The organism is Tenacibaculum caenipelagi, assembly GCF_004363005.1.
In the GTDB taxonomy this organism is placed as follows: domain Bacteria; phylum Bacteroidota; class Bacteroidia; order Flavobacteriales; family Flavobacteriaceae; genus Polaribacter; species Polaribacter caenipelagi.
In genome coordinates, this window is the sequence record NZ_SNYH01000002.1 from 391,118 (window position 1) to 409,024 (window position 17,907).

Below are 17,907 nucleotides of genomic sequence, written 5' to 3' on the forward strand. Positions count from 1 at the left end.
AATGATTTAACAAATAATTAAGAGTTTTTTTCAAAAAAACAAAGATGATAAAGCTCTTAATTATAATGATTAAATTAACTTAAACCCTTCAAAAATGAAAAACAAAATTACTCTAGCACTTCTGTGCTTGTTTTTTGTTGGTGCTTCGTATGCCCAAGAAAAAAGAAACTGTCACTCAATGAATAATCTTGAGTATAGACAATCATTAGATCCCTCTTTAAAAGAGAAAATGCAAGAAATAGAGTCTTTTACTCAAAGAAGACTTGTAGAAAAGCAAAAACATCAAGGAAAAATAGTAGGAAGTATTATTCAAATTCCAGTAGTTGTACACGTTATTTATAGTAATTCACAAGAAAACATTAGTGTAGCACAAATTCAGTCACAAATAGATGTTTTAAATGAAGATTACAGAAGAACTAACCCAGATAAAACAAATAAATGGTCTCAAGCAGCAGATACAGAAATAGAATTTTATTTAGCTCAAGTAGATCCAAATGGTAATCCAACAACTGGTATTACAAGAAAATCATCATCTAAAACTTCATGGGGAACCAGTGATGCGATGAAAAAATCATCACAAGGAGGAGTTGATCCATGGGATACCTCTGAGTATCTTAACATGTGGGTATGTAATATTGGTGGAGGAATCTTAGGATATGCTCAATTTCCTGGAGGTAGTGCTGCCACTGATGGAGTAGTGATGGGACCTCAATATTTTGGTAGTTCAGATAAAGGATCAGGTTTCTATTTATCGTCTCCATTTGATAAAGGAAGAACAACAACACATGAAGTCGGTCACTTTTTAAACCTTAGACATATCTGGGGTGATGGTGGTTGTGGTGTTGATGATTTTGTTTCTGATACTCCAGAGTCAGATGCTGCAAACTACGGGTGCGCTTCAAGTCACTCTTCTTGTGGATCAGCAGATATGGTTGAAAACTATATGGATTACTCGGATGACACTTGTATGAACCTATTTACTTTAGGACAAAAAAACAGAATGCGTGCTGTTTTAGAAACTGGAGGAGTACGTAGAAGTTTAGCATTATCTGATAAAACAGGAGGTTCTACTTCATGTACAGCAACAGTGCCAACAGGAGTAACTGTTTCTAGTATTACTTCTTCAGGTGCATCAGTATCTTGGACAGCAGTTTCAGGAGCTACATACGATGTTAGATACCGTCAAACAGGAACTTCTACTTGGACAACGAATGCGGTTTCTGGAACTTCAACATCTTTAAGCGGGTTATCAGCTTCTACTCAATACGAAGTACAAGTACGTAGCAAATGTTCAGATGGATCAAATTCAGCATATAGTGCCTCTTCAACTTTTACTACTCCTGAAGTAACAATTTCTTATTGTTCTTCAAAAGGAAATAGTGTTTCTGATGAGTATATTGGAAGAGTACAATTAGGTAGTATTGATAATTCTTCAGGAGGAGGAAACGGTTATTCTGATCATACATCAATTTCAACAAACTTATCAAAAGGAACTTCATATACAATTACAATTACCCCAACATGGACAGGAACTGTGTACAGTGAAGGTTATGGAGTTTGGATAGATTATAATAAAGATGGAGATTTTTCTGATGCAGGTGAAACTGTTTGGACAAAATCTGCTTCAAAAGATACGCCAGTTAGCGGAACTTTTACCGTGCCAACTTCAGCAACAGATGGAGCTACAAGAATGCGCGTAGTTTTAAAATACAACGCTACACCAACAGCATGTGAGGCTAGTTTCTCATATGGTGAAGTAGAAGATTATACAGTTGTTTTAGGTGCTGGTTCAGCAGATACAACTGCTCCAAGTGCTCCAACAAATTTAGCAGCTGGTAATGTTACACAAACATCATTAACGTTAAATTGGTCAGCATCTACTGATAATGTTGGAGTTACAGGTTACGATGTTTATCAAGGAGCAACATTAATTGCAAGTACAACAGGAACAACATCAAATGTGACTGGATTAACAGCAGCGACTACGTATACTTTCTCAGTTAAAGCAAAAGATGCAGCTGGAAACGTTTCAGCTTCAAGTAATACAATCAACGTGACTACTTTGTCAAATACAGTTTCTTACTGTTCATCTAAAGGAAACAATTCTTCTTACGAATGGATTGATAATGTTGAATTAGGAGGAATGACAAATGCAACAGGGAACAATGGTGGATATGCTGATTTTACTTCAAAAACAGCAACTTTAGCGCAAGGAAGTTCAAATCAAATGGTTGTAAGTGCAGGATTTAGTAGCTCTTCGTACACAGAATACTGGGCTGTTTGGATTGACTTTAACCAAAATGGAACCTTTGAAAGTAGCGAAAAAGTAGTTACAGGTTCTTCGTCAAGTGCAGGAAACTTAACATCAACAGTATCAGTACCATCTGGGGCTACACTAGGAGCAACTAGAATGCGTGTTTCTATGAAATATAATTCTTCACAAAGCTCTTGTGAAACATTTACTTACGGAGAAGTAGAGGATTATACTGTAAATATTGTTTCAAGTGCAAGACTAGAAAATCCTGTTAGTGCTAGTGGAGAGAGATTAGGAAATGAAAGTAACTCTAATTTATCTGCATACCCTAACCCAACAGTTGATTTTGTACAAGTTAAATTAGCTTCTCAAGCTGAAAATATGACTTATAAAATTGTAAACTCTATTGGTAGAGTTATCAAAGCAGGACGTTTAAACTCATCTAATATAAATACTTCCAACCTAAAGAAAGGAATATATATATTAGAGGTAAACGATGGTCAAAAAGTATTAAAAACTAAGTTACTTAAAGAGTAATTGATCAGCATAAAAGTCTGAGCATTCCGCTCAGACTTTTTACTTAAAACTATAATCAACAAACCCTTCAAAAATGAAACACAATTACGCAAAATTTGTGTTTTTATCTGCTTTTTTATTGGCTGGAGTTCATGTAATGAACGCCCAAGAAAAAAGAGAGTTAAAACACGTAAAGTTCGACAAATCTTCAAAGGTGTCATTACAAAAAGCACCAGATTTAATTAGACAAAAATTAAAGCTATTTAAAAACGATGGCTTACAAAAAATTAAATCAAACAGAGATGACCTAGGTTTTACACATGAAAAATTTCAACAAAAATTTAAAGGAGTAAAAGTAGAGTTTGCCACTTACACAGCACATGCAAAGAATGGTACTTTAATGAGTATGAATGGTGAATTTTATGATGTTGGAAAAGTAAAAGTAATTCCAAAGCTTTCAAAAGCTCAAGCATTCCAAAATGCTTTATCCCATACAGGAGCAGAGAAGTATTTATGGGAATTTCCCGAGGCTGCCAAAGAAATGGATAATTATAAAAAGCCAGAAGGAGAGTTATTAATTCTTCCTAGAGAAGTTATAGGGAAAAAAGAAGCGAGACTAGCTTATAAATTCGACATTTTTGCGACAAAACCATTAAGTAGAGGATATTTATATATAGATGCTCACACAGGAGAAGCATTATTTTACAATGCTATTATTAAGCACGTAGATGAGTTTGGTCATGTAGGTGAGCTTACTAAACATGCTAAAAAAAGCAAAAAAACTGCAGAGGCTATAACAGCAGCATTTGTATCTGGTACCGCGCAAACTCGTTATAGCGGAACAAGAACTATTGAAACATCACTAAGTGGAGGAAACTACATTTTAAGTGATTCTGGAAGAAAAATATATACCAGAGATGCAAAAAACCAAGCACCAGGTTCTACATACCCATATGTTACAAATTACGATCAGTTTACTGATAATGATAATAATTGGACTACAGCAGAGCACAGTGCGAACAAAGATGATGCAGCGTTAGATGCTCATTGGGGTGCAATGATGACCTATGAGTATTTTTTACAAAAGCATAACAGAAATAGTTATGACAATAGTGGGGCTCAAATTAGAAGTTATGTACATGTTGATACTAACTATGACAATGCCTTTTGGAATGGTTCGGTAATGTCTTATGGAGATGGTTCTTCGAACGGAACAGAAGGAAACGGTAACTTTGATGCCTTAACTTCTATTGACGTTGCTGCTCATGAAATAGGACACGCAGTATGTACCTATACAGCAAATTTAGCATACCAAAGAGAATCAGGAGCTTTAAATGAAGGTTTCTCAGATATTTGGGGAGCAGCTGTTGAACATTTTGCAAAAGGAAATGGTAACGATTTAAACCCAGACCTTTCAGTTTGGTTAATAGGAGACGAAATTGATAGACGTAGTGGTTCAGCTGCTTTACGTTCTATGAATGATCCAAAATCACAAGGGCAACCAGATACCTACGGAGGAACTTATTGGAAAAACCCTAACTGTGGAACACCAACAAGATTTAACGACTACTGTGGAGTTCATACAAATTCAGGAGTTTTGAATAAATGGTTTTATTTACTAGCAGTTGGTGGATCTGGAACAAATGATGCGAGTGATAACTATAATGTAACTGGAATAGGTATGACTAAAGCAGCTAAAATTGCTTATCGTACTGAGGCAAACTATTTATCAGCTAGCTCAACTTTTGCAGATGCTAGAACAGGAGCTATTCAAGCAGCTACTGATTTATACGGAGCAAACTCTCAAGAAGTAATTTCTACAACAAATGCTTTTTATGCAGTAAATGTAGGAGAAGAGTTTGTACAAGCATGTGCTTTAGCAGCACCAACAAACTTAAATTCATCGAATATTGGTGATAATGGATTTACAGTAACTTGGACAGCAGTTTCAGGAGCAGCATCTTATGATGTTACTATTGGAGGTAATACAACAAACGTAGCAGGAACATCATTTAACGCTACAGGATTATTAAGTGGTACAGAATATACAGTAGCTGTAGCTGCGAAATGTACAGCAGGCGGAACAGGAACACCAGCAACGTTAAATGTAACAACAACAGGTACACCACCACTTAATTATTGTTCTTCGAAAGGAAATAGTGTTTCTGATGAGTACATTCAAAGAGTTCAGTTAGGAAGCATTGATCAAACTTCAGATGGAGGAAATGGATATTCAGACTTTACAACCGTTTCAACAAACTTAACAATTGGCGAGTCTAACACGATAACAATTACGCCAAAATGGACAGGAACAATATATAGTGAAGGATATGGTGTATGGATAGATTATAACAAAGACGGAGATTTCTCTGATTCGGGAGAAACGGTTTGGACCAAAGCAGCATCTAAAGACACTCCTGTAAGCACATCATTTACTGTACCGGCTTCTGCAACAGAAGGAGCAACAAGGATGAGAATTGTATTAAAGTATAATGCGACACCAACAGCTTGTGAAGCAACGTTCTCTTATGGAGAGGTAGAAGATTATACGGTTAACATTATAAATGCTACACCAGATACACAAGCCCCAACAGCTCCAACTAATTTAGCAGTGTCAAATGTAGAAGAAACTACATTAACATTAAACTGGTCAGCTTCAACAGATAATGTAGGAGTAACGGGTTATGATGTATATAGTGCAAGTGCAGTAATTGGTTCAACAACTTCTGCTACTACTTTAAATGTTACAGGTTTATCTGCTGGTACAGCTTATACATTTACTGTAAAAGCAAAAGATGCAGCAGGAAATGTTTCAGTAGCAAGTAATGCAGTAAATGTGACTACAAAATCACCAGATACACAAGCGCCAACAGCTCCTTCAGCTTTAACAGCATCAAATGTAGAAGAAACAACAGCAACATTAAGCTGGACAGCTTCAACAGATAATGTAGGAGTAACAAGTTATGAAGTGTTTAATGGTGCTACCAGCGCAGGAACTGTTACAGGAACATCGATGAACTTAACAGGTTTAACAGCTAGTACTACGTATGACTTTACTGTGAAAGCCAAAGATGCAGCAGGCAATGTTTCAGCAGCAAGTAATACAGCAACGTTTACTACGAAAGATGCTTCAACAGTAACATATTGTGCTTCTAAAGGAAACAATTCTTCTTACGAATGGATTGATAGAGTTTCTATGGGAGGAGTAAATAATCTTACAGGAAATGATGGTGGGTATAAAGATTATACCAACCTTACTATGAATGTAGCTCAGGGATCTAACAGATTGTATGTGAGCGCAGGATTTAGTAGTTCTTCGTATACTGAATATTGGAAAGCTTGGATTGATTACAACAAGAATGGTGTATTTGAAGATAGCGAAGTTGTTTTAAGCGGATCTTCTTCAAGTGCAGGAGATTTATATCAAGATTTTACAATACCAACAACAGTTTCAGGTACTACAAGACTTAGAGTTTCTATGAAATACAATAGTGCACAAACAGCATGTGAAACATTTACATATGGTGAAGTAGAAGATTATACCGTTAATATTTCTTCAGGAGCCTCTGTTGTAGCAACCTTAGGATTTAACAATGATATCGATGGTACAATTTTAGGAAATGAAAGTAATCCAGATATGAGAGCTTATCCTAACCCAACAATTGACTTCGTGCAGGTTAAGGTGACAGGATCAAAATCTGAGAAAATGGCCTATAGAATAGTAAACTCTATCGGTAAAGTTGTTGAAACAGGTTATACAAACTCAGTAAACATTAACACTTCTAATTTGAAAAAAGGAATGTACATTTTAGAAGTAAACGATGGTCAAAAAGTATTAAAAACGAAGTTGCTTAAAAAGTAAATTTTTAATAAAGATGAAAGTAAAAGCCTGAGTAGCTTACCCAGGCTTTTTACTTAATCTAAATTGAATTGAACCCCTTAACTTATCAATAATATTTTACAAAAACTAAATCAAAAGAGATAATTAAAAGTTCAATGATAATTTATTTAAAAAAGAGAGAGTAAGGTGATAAAAAAGGAGCTAGGAAGATAACAACAAATTATTTAATTAAATTAATTCAAGTGAACAACAAATTTAAATTTCTAATTGGAGGGCTGTCTATTGCAGCAGTCTCAATTATTGGTTCAGATTACCTTAAGAAGCAAAACATTGCTGATAAGTTAGCTGAAAGACGTAAAGTACATAGTACTTTTTTAAATGAAAGCCCTTTAAACGAATCGTTAAAATGGGGAAAAAAAGAAAGAAAACTTAAAGGATTGCCTCCTAACAGATATTTTGATCAGATGCAATTACTTACCATGAATCCAGCTACAGGAAAGATGGAAGATGGTAGTTTAGCAAAACTGAGAGAAGATTTATTAAAAAAAAGAGCACAACAAAAAAATCCTGGAGACAATGGGAATTCATGGATAGAAAGAGGACCTAATAATGTAGGAGGACGTACAAGAGTAGTTTTGTTCGATCCAAATGACGCAACAAACAATACAGTATATGCTGGTGGTGTAAGTGGAGGTTTATGGAAGAATACTGATATTAGTAATTCTAATTCTCAATGGACGAGAGTACAGAATGTACCAGGAAACCTATCTGTAACGTCTATAACAGTAGACCCAAGAAACTCTAATAGGTGGTATGTAGGTACAGGAGAACAATATACAGCTGGTGATGTAGTAGGAAATGGAGTATATGTAACTACCGATGGAGGTACTACATGGAATGCAATTAATATTCCTGCTGCAGGTGATGCAATTATTAATTACAACGCAAGTAATGTTTTCTTATCGGGAATTCATTATGTAAACGATGTATTGGCATGGGATAATGGGACTTCAACAGAATTATTCGTTGCAGTTGGAGCACATGTATATGGAGACTCTTCTAGTCCTAGAAACTGGTTAGGATTACAGTCTGCAGGACTGTATCGCTCTACAAATGACGGAGCTACATGGAACAGAATAGAATCTGCCAATATGAAGTATGCCTTCGGTGGAAAAGACTATTATTATATAGCTAATGACTTAGAAGTAAGTGCAAATAATACGCTATGGATGGGAACCATTGCTTCTGCTTTAGGAGAAGGAGGAGGTAGAGTATTTAGCTCTACAAATGGAGGTACTTGGACAGAAGCAGCTGCTTCACCTCTAACAGAATCTAATAGAGTTGAAATTGAACCTTCTGCTACCGATGCAAATAAGATTTATGCATTAACACAAGGGACAACAAGTACTGCACCTGTTCATATTTATAAAACAACGAATGCTTTTTCAACAGCAAGTGCAACATCATTACCAAATGATGCAGATACAAATATTGCAGCTAATGATTTTTGTCGTGGACAAGCATTTTATGATTTGGTAATTGAAGCAGATCCAACAAATGATAATATAGTATATGTTGGAGGTATCGATTTATTTAAAACAACAAACGGAGGTTCTTCTTGGTCTCAATTGTCACATTGGTATGGAGGTTTTAGTCATCAAAATGTGCATGCTGACCAACATTCAATAGCATTTGGAAATAATAACTCTTCTAGAATGTTATTTGGAAATGATGGAGGAATATACTATTCAGGAAATGCTGGAGGTACAATCAGTGCAAGAAATAAAGGGTACAATGTAACCCAGTTTGTAAAAGCAGGTATTGGACCAGATGGAGCAGGAGATGTTAATGGAATTTTCAGTGCAGGAGCACAAGACAACGGTACACAAGCTTTTAGAAATGCAGTAGCAGGAATTAATAGCTCAACCGATTTAAGTGATGGTGATGGGTTTTATACCTTCGTTGATAAAGATGGAGATTATATGATTGCTACGTATGTGAATAATGTAATATATAGATTCAGCTTACCTTGGAATGGATTAGGTAGACAACAAGGTGGAGCAACAACATTATCAAGTGATCAAAACACAGGAGATTTTGTTAATCCTATGGGGTATGACGATGGAGCAAACCGTTTATTATCTAATGCGTCTACAAGCTCAACTAAGTCAATTTTGAGTATTAATGTAGCGTCAAATTCAAAAGGGAATATTACCAATGCGTTATTAGATGCAAGCCCAACAGCTTTTCAAGCATCTCCTTTTACAAATAATGCATGGTTTGTAGGATTAGCAAATGGTAAACTATTAAAGTTAACAAATGTTACAAACTCTAGTGCTACATGGTCAAACATAAATACACCTTTTGTTGGTTCAGTATCTTCAGTAAGATTCGGAGCTACAGAGAATGATATTTTCGTAACAATACATAACTACGGAGTAACGAGTGTTTGGGCTACTTCAGATGGAGGAACAAACTGGGTAAGCAAAGAAGGAAACCTACCAAATATTCCTGTAAGAGATATCTTACAAAACCCATTGGATAGAACAGAAGCTATTTTAGCAACACAATTAGGAGTTTGGTCAACATCTAACTTTAATGATGCAAATCCTAACTGGACACAAGCTTATAACGGGATGAGTGATGTTAGCGTAACTTCATTTGATTACTGGAATGTAAGTGGAGATCATGTTACGAATAAAGTTATTGCTTCTACCTATGGTAGAGGAGTATTTACAGGTTCATTTACAAGCAATGCAGCTGCCGATACTGAAGCACCAACTGCTCCAACTAGTTTAGCTGCGAGTTCTATAACAGCGACAAGCTTAACGTTAAACTGGACAGCATCAACTGATAATGTAGGGGTAACAGGATATGACGTATATCAAGGTACAATTAAAATAGGAAGCTCTACAACAACGTCATACAATGTAACAGGGTTAACGGCTAGTACAGCATATACATTTACTGTTAAAGCAAAAGATGCTGCAGGTAATGTTTCAGCAGCAAGTAATACAGCAAACGCTACTACTACTGCGGCAACCATTACTTATTGTACTTCTAAAGGAAATAGTGTTTCTGATGAGTATATTCAAAGAGTACAGTTGGGAAGTATAGATAATACTTCAACAGGAGGAAATGGATATTCAGATCACACTTCTATTTCAACAGATTTAGAAAAGGGTGTGTCAAGTACCATTACGATTACTCCAAAATGGACCGGAAGTAGTTATGATGAAGGATATGGTGTATGGATTGATTATAACCAAGATGGTGATTTTTCTGATGCAGGTGAAACTGTTTGGACAAAAGCTAAATCTAAAGAAACTCCTGTAAGTACATCATTTACAGTACCAAGTTCGGCTTTAGAAGGTGCAACAAGAATGAGAGTTGTTATGAAATACAATGCTACTCCAACGGCTTGTGAAACCTCTTTTCAATATGGAGAAGTTGAGGATTACACTGTAAACATTACAACAGCAGTAGCTGATACGCAAGCTCCAACAGCACCTAGTAGTTTAGCTACGTCAAATGTTGCACAAACTACATTAACATTATCTTGGACAGCATCAACAGATAATGTAGGTGTTACAGGGTATGATGTATACCAAGGAACAACTAAATTAACTACAGTTACAGGAACGTCTTATAATGTGACAGGATTAACAGCTAATACTGCTTATACTTTCTCAGTAAAAGCTAAAGATGCAGCAGGAAATATTTCTACAGCTAGTAATGTAGTAAATGTTACTACGTTAGATAATGTTGTTACATATTGTACCTCAAAAGGTAATAGAGTTACTTACGAATGGATAGATTACGTGTCTTTTGGAGGAATGACGAATACGACTTCTGCTAACGGAGGATATGGTGATTTTACTAGTAAAATAGCAACGGTTACTCAAGGAACAACGAATCAAATTATTGTAAGTGCAGGGTTTAGTGGTTCTTCTTACACTGAATATTTTACAGTTTGGATTGATTATAACCGTAACGGAACTTTTGAAAGTAATGAGCAAACTTCTTTAGGTTCTTCTAGTACAGCAGCAAATAGATCGGCAAATATATCTATTCCAGCAACTGCATTATTAGGTCAAACAAGAATGCGTGTTTCTATGAAATATAACGGAGCATCAACAGCTTGTGAAACTTTTGGAGATGGAGAAGTAGAAGATTATACGGTTAATATCGTAAATTCATCTTCTTCAGTAGTGTTATCAGGTACAAGTGATGAGTTTGCTGAACCATTAGATAAAGAAGCAAAATCGAGCTTAATAGCATATCCAAATCCAGCTGTAAATGATGTTACTATAAGATTTGGAAGTAACGAAAATGTGAATTACAGAATCACAAATGCAACTGGTAAAGTTATCTTGAAAGGTAAAACAATTAATGGTACTATAAATATCTCTAACTTAAAGAATGGAGTTTATTTATTAGAGGCTAATGATGATAAAAAATCAGAAACGATTAAATTAATGAAGAAATAAAATAGCTTCTTTTAATTATAACAAAACCCAAGCAAATGCTTGGGTTTTTTGTTTCTTTGCATAAAATTTTAGAGGATGAATTACCTATCAGTAGAAAATATAGCAAAATCATACGGAGAAAAGGTGTTGTTTGAAGACATTTCCTTCGGAATTAATAAGGATCAAAAAATAGCTTTTGTTGCTAAAAATGGTAGTGGAAAAACCTCAATTTTAAATATTATTGCTGGAAAAGATACTCCAGATGAAGGACAAGTAATTAGCCGTAAAGGAATCAATATTGCTTATTTAGCTCAAGATGATGACTTGAACCCTGAATTAACGATTGAAGAAACCATTTTTTCAACAGAAAGCACCATTCTTCCTATAATTCAACAATACGAAAAAGCTCTACAAAATCCAGATGATGCTGAGGCGTATCAGAAAGCGTTTGAGTTGATGGAACAGCACAATGCATGGGATTTTGAAACGCAGTACAAGCAGATACTTTCTAAGTTAAAACTAGATGATTTATCGCAAAAAGTAGGAAAGCTTTCAGGAGGCCAAAAAAAACGATTGTCTTTGGCAATCATCCTTATCAATAAACCTGATTTATTAATTTTAGACGAGCCAACCAACCATTTAGACTTAGAAATGATTGAGTGGTTAGAAGCATTCTTTGCTAAAGAAAAAATTACCTTGTTTATGGTAACACACGATCGTTATTTTTTAGAACGAGTGTGTAATGAAATTATAGAATTAGACAACGGAAAGTTGTATAAATACAAAGGAAATTATTCGTATTATCTTCAAAATAAAGAAGAGCGATTAGCTTTAGAAGCAACCAACTTAGGCAAAGCAAAAAGCTTGTTTAAAAAAGAATTAGATTGGATGCGTCGTCAACCTAAAGCACGTACAACCAAGTCAAAATCGCGTATTGATGACTTTTTTGAAATCAAAGAGAAAGCACATCAACGAAGAAAAGAACACGAAGTTCAGTTAGAAATTAATATGGAGCGTTTAGGAAGTAAAATTGTAGAGCTTCATAAACTTAAAAAGAATTTTGGTGATAAGGTCATTTTAGACGGATTTGATTATGTTTTTAAACGAGGAGAACGTATCGGTATCATTGGAAAAAACGGAACAGGAAAATCATCTTTTTTAAACATATTAACAGGAAAAATTCCTGTTGATGGTGGTAAAGTAATTGTTGGAGAAACGGTAAAGTTTGGGTATTACACACAAAAGGGAATTCAAATTAAAGAAGGTCAAAAGGTAATTGATGTCATTAAAGAATTTGGAGAAGAAATACCGTTAACTAAAGGAAGAAGAATTTCTGCAGCACAATTATTAGAGCGTTTTTTATTTGATAGAAAAAAACAGTACGATTTTGTGGAGAAGTTGAGTGGAGGAGAGCAAAAACGTTTGTATTTGTGTGCGGTATTAATTCAAAATCCTAATTTTTTAATTTTAGATGAGCCTACAAACGATTTAGATGTAGTGACGCTAAATGTATTAGAAAACTTTTTGTTAGATTTTCCAGGAAACTTAATGGTAGTATCGCACGATCGTTATTTTATGGATAAGATAGTGGATGGATTGTTTGTGTTTAAAGGAAATGGAGAAGTAGATAATTTCCCAGGAAACTACTCAGATTATAGAGAGTATGAGAGTTCTCTGCCACCAGAACCTAAAGATGAGAAAATAGTAGCTGAAAAGCCTGAAAAAGCACCTCAAAAAGGAAAGTTGAGTTATAATGAAAAGCGTGAATTCGGTCAATTAGAGGTCGACATTGAGAAGTTGCAAAAAAAGAAAGTAAAACTCGAAGCGCAATTTACCAATGGAGAAATTGCAATGGACGATATCAACAAAAAATCACTCGAATTACAAGAAATTATTGAGAGTTTAGAGGAAAAAGAAGAACGTTGGTTTGAGCTTTCTATGAAGTTGGAGGGGGAGTAGTAATCGAAAGTATTTTATCATTTAATTGTTGAATTATTACATTAAACTCACTATTAGTTTTGTGAGATGTTTTGTATTCCCAATTACCTCCAGTTTTCATATAAATTCTTAAAATCCATGGATCTTTGGGCATAAAAATCCTTGCTCTAGTTGAAAAAACTAAATAGAGTTTAGATAACCAGTTGTCATGTCGACTTATATGTTCTATTTTCTTTAAGTCTGAAAAATAAAATTTTCTAAACTTATTAAAATCAATCGCTTTAATTTCAAAAGCATAGGGATAAACTTTAATTTCAGGAAAGTTTTTCTCTTTAAAATAAATTTGGCTTCCCATTATATTTTAATAATATCCATATCCTCCACCAAAGGCTTATTTAAAAAGCGTAACAAAAGTTGCGCAACGGCAACGGTATCACGTTCGCAATACTCAACAATACGAGACAAGTTTTTTTCTTGGTAATATACGTTGGCAACTTCACTACCATCAATATCTTGTTTCGGAGAGGGAATTCCTAGAATGGTAGTGAGTAATTTTAACGAAGTATAATGTTTATAGTCACCAAACTTCCATAAATCCATCGTGTCTAAATGTGGAACCTCCCAAGGTTTTTTACCAAATAAATTGAGTTTATTTGGTAAATCTACTCGATTAATAATCATTCGTCGTGCGATGTACGGAAAATCAAATTCTTTTCCATTATGGGCACATAATAAATGATTTGGATGGTTGAAATGTGTATCTAACAAATTTTTAAAATCTTGCAAAAGTTTAAACTCATTATCGCCATAAAAAGAAGTAATTCGTAGTTGACTTTCACCTTTACGTTCTACAAAATATCCCACAGAAATACAGATAATTTTTCCAAACTCAGCCCAAATACCTGCGCGATGGTAGAACTCTTCAGGAGTAAACTCGTCTTTACGTTGATATTGCGTTTTTAAAGCGTAGAGCTCTTGCATTTCAGGCGATAAATCAGCAAATAACTCCACTTCAGGAACCGTTTCAATATCTAAAAACAAGATGTTTTGTAAGTTGAGTTTATTCAGCATTTTTTTCTTTAATTAAAACATAAACATTTGTACTAGATAAATATTTTTTAGTTGTATCATCATCGGTTTCTGATAGGCTGATGTTTTGAAAAATAAGTTTAACATTTAGTGTTTCAAAACGACGCTCTGTTGTCATTAAATCAGGATCTAAATTGTAATTTTTATCTTGATTTTGAAGCTTTTCAACTATGTCAGAGCAATCAATATCACCAATATAATTGTCTCCATTCCAAATTTTGATAATGTTACTTTTTTCATTCAAAGAAAAACGATAGTTTTTAATAGTATTTTTCCTTTCATATTTATTAAGAAGTAGACTTTTTAAAAGATCGTAATTTTTAATATCTATAGTTAAGTTAAACTCTTCAATGTTATAATAATTATTCTTATAAGTACTATAAGGTTTGTCTGTTACTTTAATGTTTAAACTATCTATTAGTTTACTTTGTAATTGCCAATGACTTTCTGTTTTAAAAGTTGTTTTTGGATTGTACCCTATAGTAGTTTCAAGTTTCTCTAATTCATTTTTTTCGTTTAGATAACGAATAATAGAGCGCAGTTGATTTTTCTTTTCAAAAGTGGTTGTAAAATCTGTGTTTTTAATATCAGTATATACTTTTTCAAATCGTTGAACTTGACTTTTGGTCGATACAGAAAAAGCTCCCCAAAAACCAAAAGAAACTACTATTGCAATAATTGCTAAACTAAAAGGAAATACCTTAATTTTTTTACGTTTACTAATCAGCATGTATATAGTCATAGCCAAAATCCAGAAGGCTAGTGTAAGTACAAAATATCGATTTTCTGTAACTCCATATTCATTTATGCGCCTGAAAATAGCTACAAAAAGCAATAGTATTAGAGGAAATAAAAGGTAGTAAAACCAAGGGTAAAATCTTCTAATAGCGCGAGAATCTATTGTTTTTTGAATAGGGTTGATGAGTATTTGAACGATAAAGCCTAAAAGTGATAAAGCGATAACCAAGTATGAAACCCAACCTTTTGGTAAATTCCAGTTGATTACAATTTTTAAGCTATATGCATATAAAATGATAAGGTATAAGATTACTAACGGAATCAATATATATTTTACCAAAACCTCTAAAGCCTTGGTATAATTAATGGCAATTTGGTTGTGAATATCTTTAGGAAAATCTGAAAGGTAAATCCATGTATTTACAATTCCTATACAAATTATAAATACTTGAAAAAAGCGCTCTCCTTTAATATCTATATTGAACAAATGCTTAACAGCTAACAACGCCAAAACAATTCCTAAATAGAGTATAAGAGAAAAGAAAAGACTTCTTACAAGAGCAATAAAAACAGATTTTAAGTAGTTAAAATAGGCTGATTTATTCCATTTAAGAATAAAAGGAGCCACCATAACTAGTAAATGACCTGCTATAAAATAAAGTACAAAACGTATTATAGAGTTTTGATCAATTCTATCTTCAGCAATATCAAAACTAAAATAGAAAAGGGCTAAAAAACTAAAGGTACCTATAAATAACCAAGAGATATCTTTTTTAAACTGTTCTTTAAAAAAGCGTGTTGTAATTAACCAGCTAACCCCTAAAACAAAAGTTAAAATAATTCTGCCATTAAAAGCGCTATCGAAAGTATCTGATTCAATAGTAAATATGGTAAATAAAGTACCAATAATTGCCCAAGAAAGGGTTAGTGGAAATCGTTTAAATGCTTTTTTAGTTTTTGAAGCAATTTCACCAAATGAAGGTATAATTTTCATAGAAATCAATTTGTATAAATATACAAAAACCATAAAAAGGACAAAACAATGTGTTTTACCAGTTTCCTTTTTAAGGAAAAGTTTATTAAATATTAAATGAACGTTAAGTTAAGCGTGTATATCAAGGGTTTATTATTTTATGATTACTTTTGGATAACACAATATAAAAGAACTATGAATACTAGCGATGTTAAAATTTTACTAGTTGATGATGAACCAGATATTTTAGAAATTGTAGGTTACAATTTAAAATCAGAAGGGTATCAGGTATTTACTGCCAACAATGGGGCAGAAGCTGTAAAAACAGCGAAAAAGGTGATTCCACATTTAATTTTGTTAGATATCATGATGCCAGAAATGGATGGTATCGAAGCTTGTGAAAAAATTAGAAATATAAAACCTCTTGAAGATGTATTGATTTCTTTTTTAACAGCTAGAGGAGAAGATTATTCACAAGTAGCAGGATTTGATGCTGGAGCTGATGATTATATTACTAAGCCTGTAAAACCTAAAGTACTTATAAGCAAAGTAAAATCATTACTACGTCGTTTAAAGACGGAAGAAAAAGCAGACACTACAACAAAAATTGGTGATATTGTTATCAATAGAGATGAGTATGTTGTTTTTAAAGGAGAAGAGAAAATAGCCTTACCAAGAAAAGAGTTTGAACTGTTTTCATTACTAACCTCTAAACCAGGAAAAGTATTTAAAAGAGAAGTTATTTTAGATAGTGTTTGGGGAAATGAAGTGGTTGTTGGTGGTAGAACTATAGATGTACACATACGTAAATTACGTGAAAAAATAGGAGACAATTATTTTAAAACAGTTAAGGGAGTAGGATATAAGTTTGTGCTAGATGAAGCTGATAAATAATTTTTAAACTCAAAAATTAATAAGTAGATTGCTGACTAGCAATCTACTTTTTTTATAATTGAAACTGAGAAGTTATAAATTATAGAAAAACTAATTATTCTTAAAAAGGAATAAATACACATGAAAAAAATAAAAAAAACATACAGTTATGCGTTATGGTCGGCACTGTATTCCACTTTGCTATCTATAATAATTGCAGTATTATCATACTTGTTTTTACTTAATATTTTAGGGGTAGGTACAGTTATTGTTTTTGGAGTTGTTATGTTTATCGTGTCGTTTTTTGTTATACAATATCGAGCAGAATACTTTATTTACCAGCGGGTAAAGAAAATGTATGAAGATATTTCTATTTTAGACGTTAACGATTTAAAGCGAAAAAAAGTAACTACTGATGTAGAATCATTGACAAAAAGTGTTCAAGAATATGTTGAAGGAAAAAGTGAAGAAATTGCACATTTAACACAACGAGATTCTTTTCGTCGTGATTTCTTAGGAAATGTAGCCCACGAGTTAAAAACTCCGCTTTTTACTGTACAAGGATATATCTTAACACTAATTGAAGGTGCTGCTGAAGATAAAGAAATTCTTACCAAATATTTAGACAGGGCCAATAAAGGAGTTGAACGATTGACTTCTATTGTTAAAGACTTAGATATGATTGCTAAGTTAGAAACAGAAGGAATGAAAATGAACATTCAAACCTTTAACATTATAGAACTTATCCAGAATGTATTTGATTTGTTTGAAATGAAGGCAAAAAAACGAAACATCACGTTACGTTTTGATCGTGTATATGATTTCCCTCATTTGGTAAAAGGAGATGTAGAAAGGATTGAACAAGTATTGATTAACCTTATTGTAAATTCTATTAAATATGGTAGAGTAGGAGGAATTACCACAGTGAGTATTGAACCATATAACCAGAATAAACTTATTATTAAAATAAACGATAATGGTGAAGGAATAAAACAAGAACATCTTTCACGTTTATTTGAACGTTTTTATCGTGTTGATCAAAGTAGATCTCGCGAGCAAGGAGGATCTGGTTTGGGGCTTTCTATCGTAAAACATATTATTGAAGCACATAATGAAACCATTCTTTTAAAAAGTAAATACGGAGAAGGCTCAGAGTTTTCGTTTACTTTAGAAAAGGCAATGAAATAAAAAAGGAGTTGATTATCAACTCCTTTTT

General features: G+C 33.6%; 9 protein-coding genes. 6 read left to right on the forward strand and 3 right to left on the reverse strand.

Annotated elements, in window-relative coordinates; all coding sequences use genetic code 11:
* Window positions 1–94: 94 nt before the first annotated feature.
* From DFQ07_RS05300 to DFQ07_RS05315, 4 genes are all read left to right on the forward strand, one after another.
* Window positions 95–2,791 carry a GEVED domain-containing protein gene (locus DFQ07_RS05300; protein WP_133535232.1) on the forward strand — a complete coding sequence of 899 codons (2,697 nt, stop codon included), beginning with the start codon at window positions 95–97 and terminating at the stop codon, window positions 2,789–2,791.
* Between the two features lie 73 nt (window positions 2,792–2,864).
* Window positions 2,865–6,632 carry a M4 family metallopeptidase gene (locus DFQ07_RS05305; protein ID WP_133535233.1) on the forward strand — a complete coding sequence of 1,256 codons (3,768 nt, stop codon included), beginning with the start codon at window positions 2,865–2,867 and terminating at the stop codon, window positions 6,630–6,632.
* A gap of 221 nt (window positions 6,633–6,853) precedes the next feature.
* Window positions 6,854–11,101 (forward strand): GEVED domain-containing protein, encoded by a 4,248-nt coding sequence (locus tag DFQ07_RS05310; protein ID WP_133535234.1) that lies wholly within the window; start codon window positions 6,854–6,856, stop codon window positions 11,099–11,101.
* Window positions 11,102–11,176: 75 nt separating this feature from the next.
* A complete protein-coding gene (locus DFQ07_RS05315) occupies window positions 11,177–13,039 on the forward strand; it encodes an ABC-F family ATP-binding cassette domain-containing protein (protein ID WP_133535235.1) in 1,863 nt (620 codons plus the stop codon).
* On the opposite strand, the gene DFQ07_RS05320 is transcribed toward DFQ07_RS05315, so the two are convergent.
* From DFQ07_RS05320 to DFQ07_RS05330, 3 genes are read right to left on the reverse strand one after another with little or no spacing between them, the layout of a single operon-like run.
* Complete coding sequence (locus DFQ07_RS05320; protein ID WP_133535236.1) at window positions 13,017–13,373, reverse strand: hypothetical protein; 357 nt, start codon at window positions 13,371–13,373, stop codon at window positions 13,017–13,019. The two genes, DFQ07_RS05315 and DFQ07_RS05320, sit on opposite strands and share 23 nt — an antisense overlap.
* Complete coding sequence (locus DFQ07_RS05325; RefSeq protein ID WP_133535237.1) at window positions 13,373–14,089, reverse strand: 3'-5' exonuclease; 717 nt, start codon at window positions 14,087–14,089, stop codon at window positions 13,373–13,375. Before DFQ07_RS05325 ends, DFQ07_RS05320 begins: the two co-directional genes overlap by 1 nt.
* The gene (locus tag DFQ07_RS05330; RefSeq protein ID WP_166627724.1) at window positions 14,079–15,839 is read right to left on the reverse strand and encodes a DUF4153 domain-containing protein; all 1,761 of its coding nucleotides are present in this window, start codon (window positions 15,837–15,839) and stop codon (window positions 14,079–14,081) included. The genes DFQ07_RS05325 and DFQ07_RS05330 overlap by 11 nt, the downstream gene beginning before the upstream one ends.
* Before the next feature lie 174 nt (window positions 15,840–16,013).
* Between DFQ07_RS05330 and DFQ07_RS05335 the strand changes: the two genes are divergently transcribed.
* Window positions 16,014–16,712: a response regulator transcription factor gene (locus tag DFQ07_RS05335; protein WP_133535239.1), complete on the forward strand. Its 699-nt coding sequence runs from the start codon at window positions 16,014–16,016 to the stop codon at window positions 16,710–16,712.
* Window positions 16,713–16,832: 120 nt separating this feature from the next.
* Window positions 16,833–17,879, forward strand: a complete 1,047-nt coding sequence (locus tag DFQ07_RS05340) for a sensor histidine kinase (protein ID WP_133535240.1) — start codon at window positions 16,833–16,835, stop codon at window positions 17,877–17,879.
* Window positions 17,880–17,907 lie beyond the last annotated feature (28 nt).

Bases quoted from the DNA above. Each gene is read 5' to 3' on its own strand.
- DFQ07_RS05300 (WP_133535232.1), top strand. From the start codon at position 95: ATGAAAAACAAAATTACTCTAGCACTTCTGTGCTTGTTTTTTGTTGGT.
- DFQ07_RS05305 (WP_133535233.1), top strand. From the start codon at position 2,865: ATGAAACACAATTACGCAAAATTTGTGTTTTTATCTGCTTTTTTATTG.
- DFQ07_RS05315 (WP_133535235.1), top strand. From the start codon at position 11,177: ATGAATTACCTATCAGTAGAAAATATAGCAAAATCATACGGAGAAAAG.
- DFQ07_RS05320 (WP_133535236.1), bottom strand. From the start codon at position 13,373: ATGGGAAGCCAAATTTATTTTAAAGAGAAAAACTTTCCTGAAATTAAA.
- DFQ07_RS05325 (WP_133535237.1), bottom strand. From the start codon at position 14,089: ATGCTGAATAAACTCAACTTACAAAACATCTTGTTTTTAGATATTGAA.
- DFQ07_RS05330 (WP_166627724.1), bottom strand. From the start codon at position 15,839: ATGAAAATTATACCTTCATTTGGTGAAATTGCTTCAAAAACTAAAAAA.
- DFQ07_RS05335 (WP_133535239.1), top strand. From the start codon at position 16,014: ATGAATACTAGCGATGTTAAAATTTTACTAGTTGATGATGAACCAGAT.
- DFQ07_RS05340 (WP_133535240.1), top strand. From the start codon at position 16,833: ATGAAAAAAATAAAAAAAACATACAGTTATGCGTTATGGTCGGCACTG.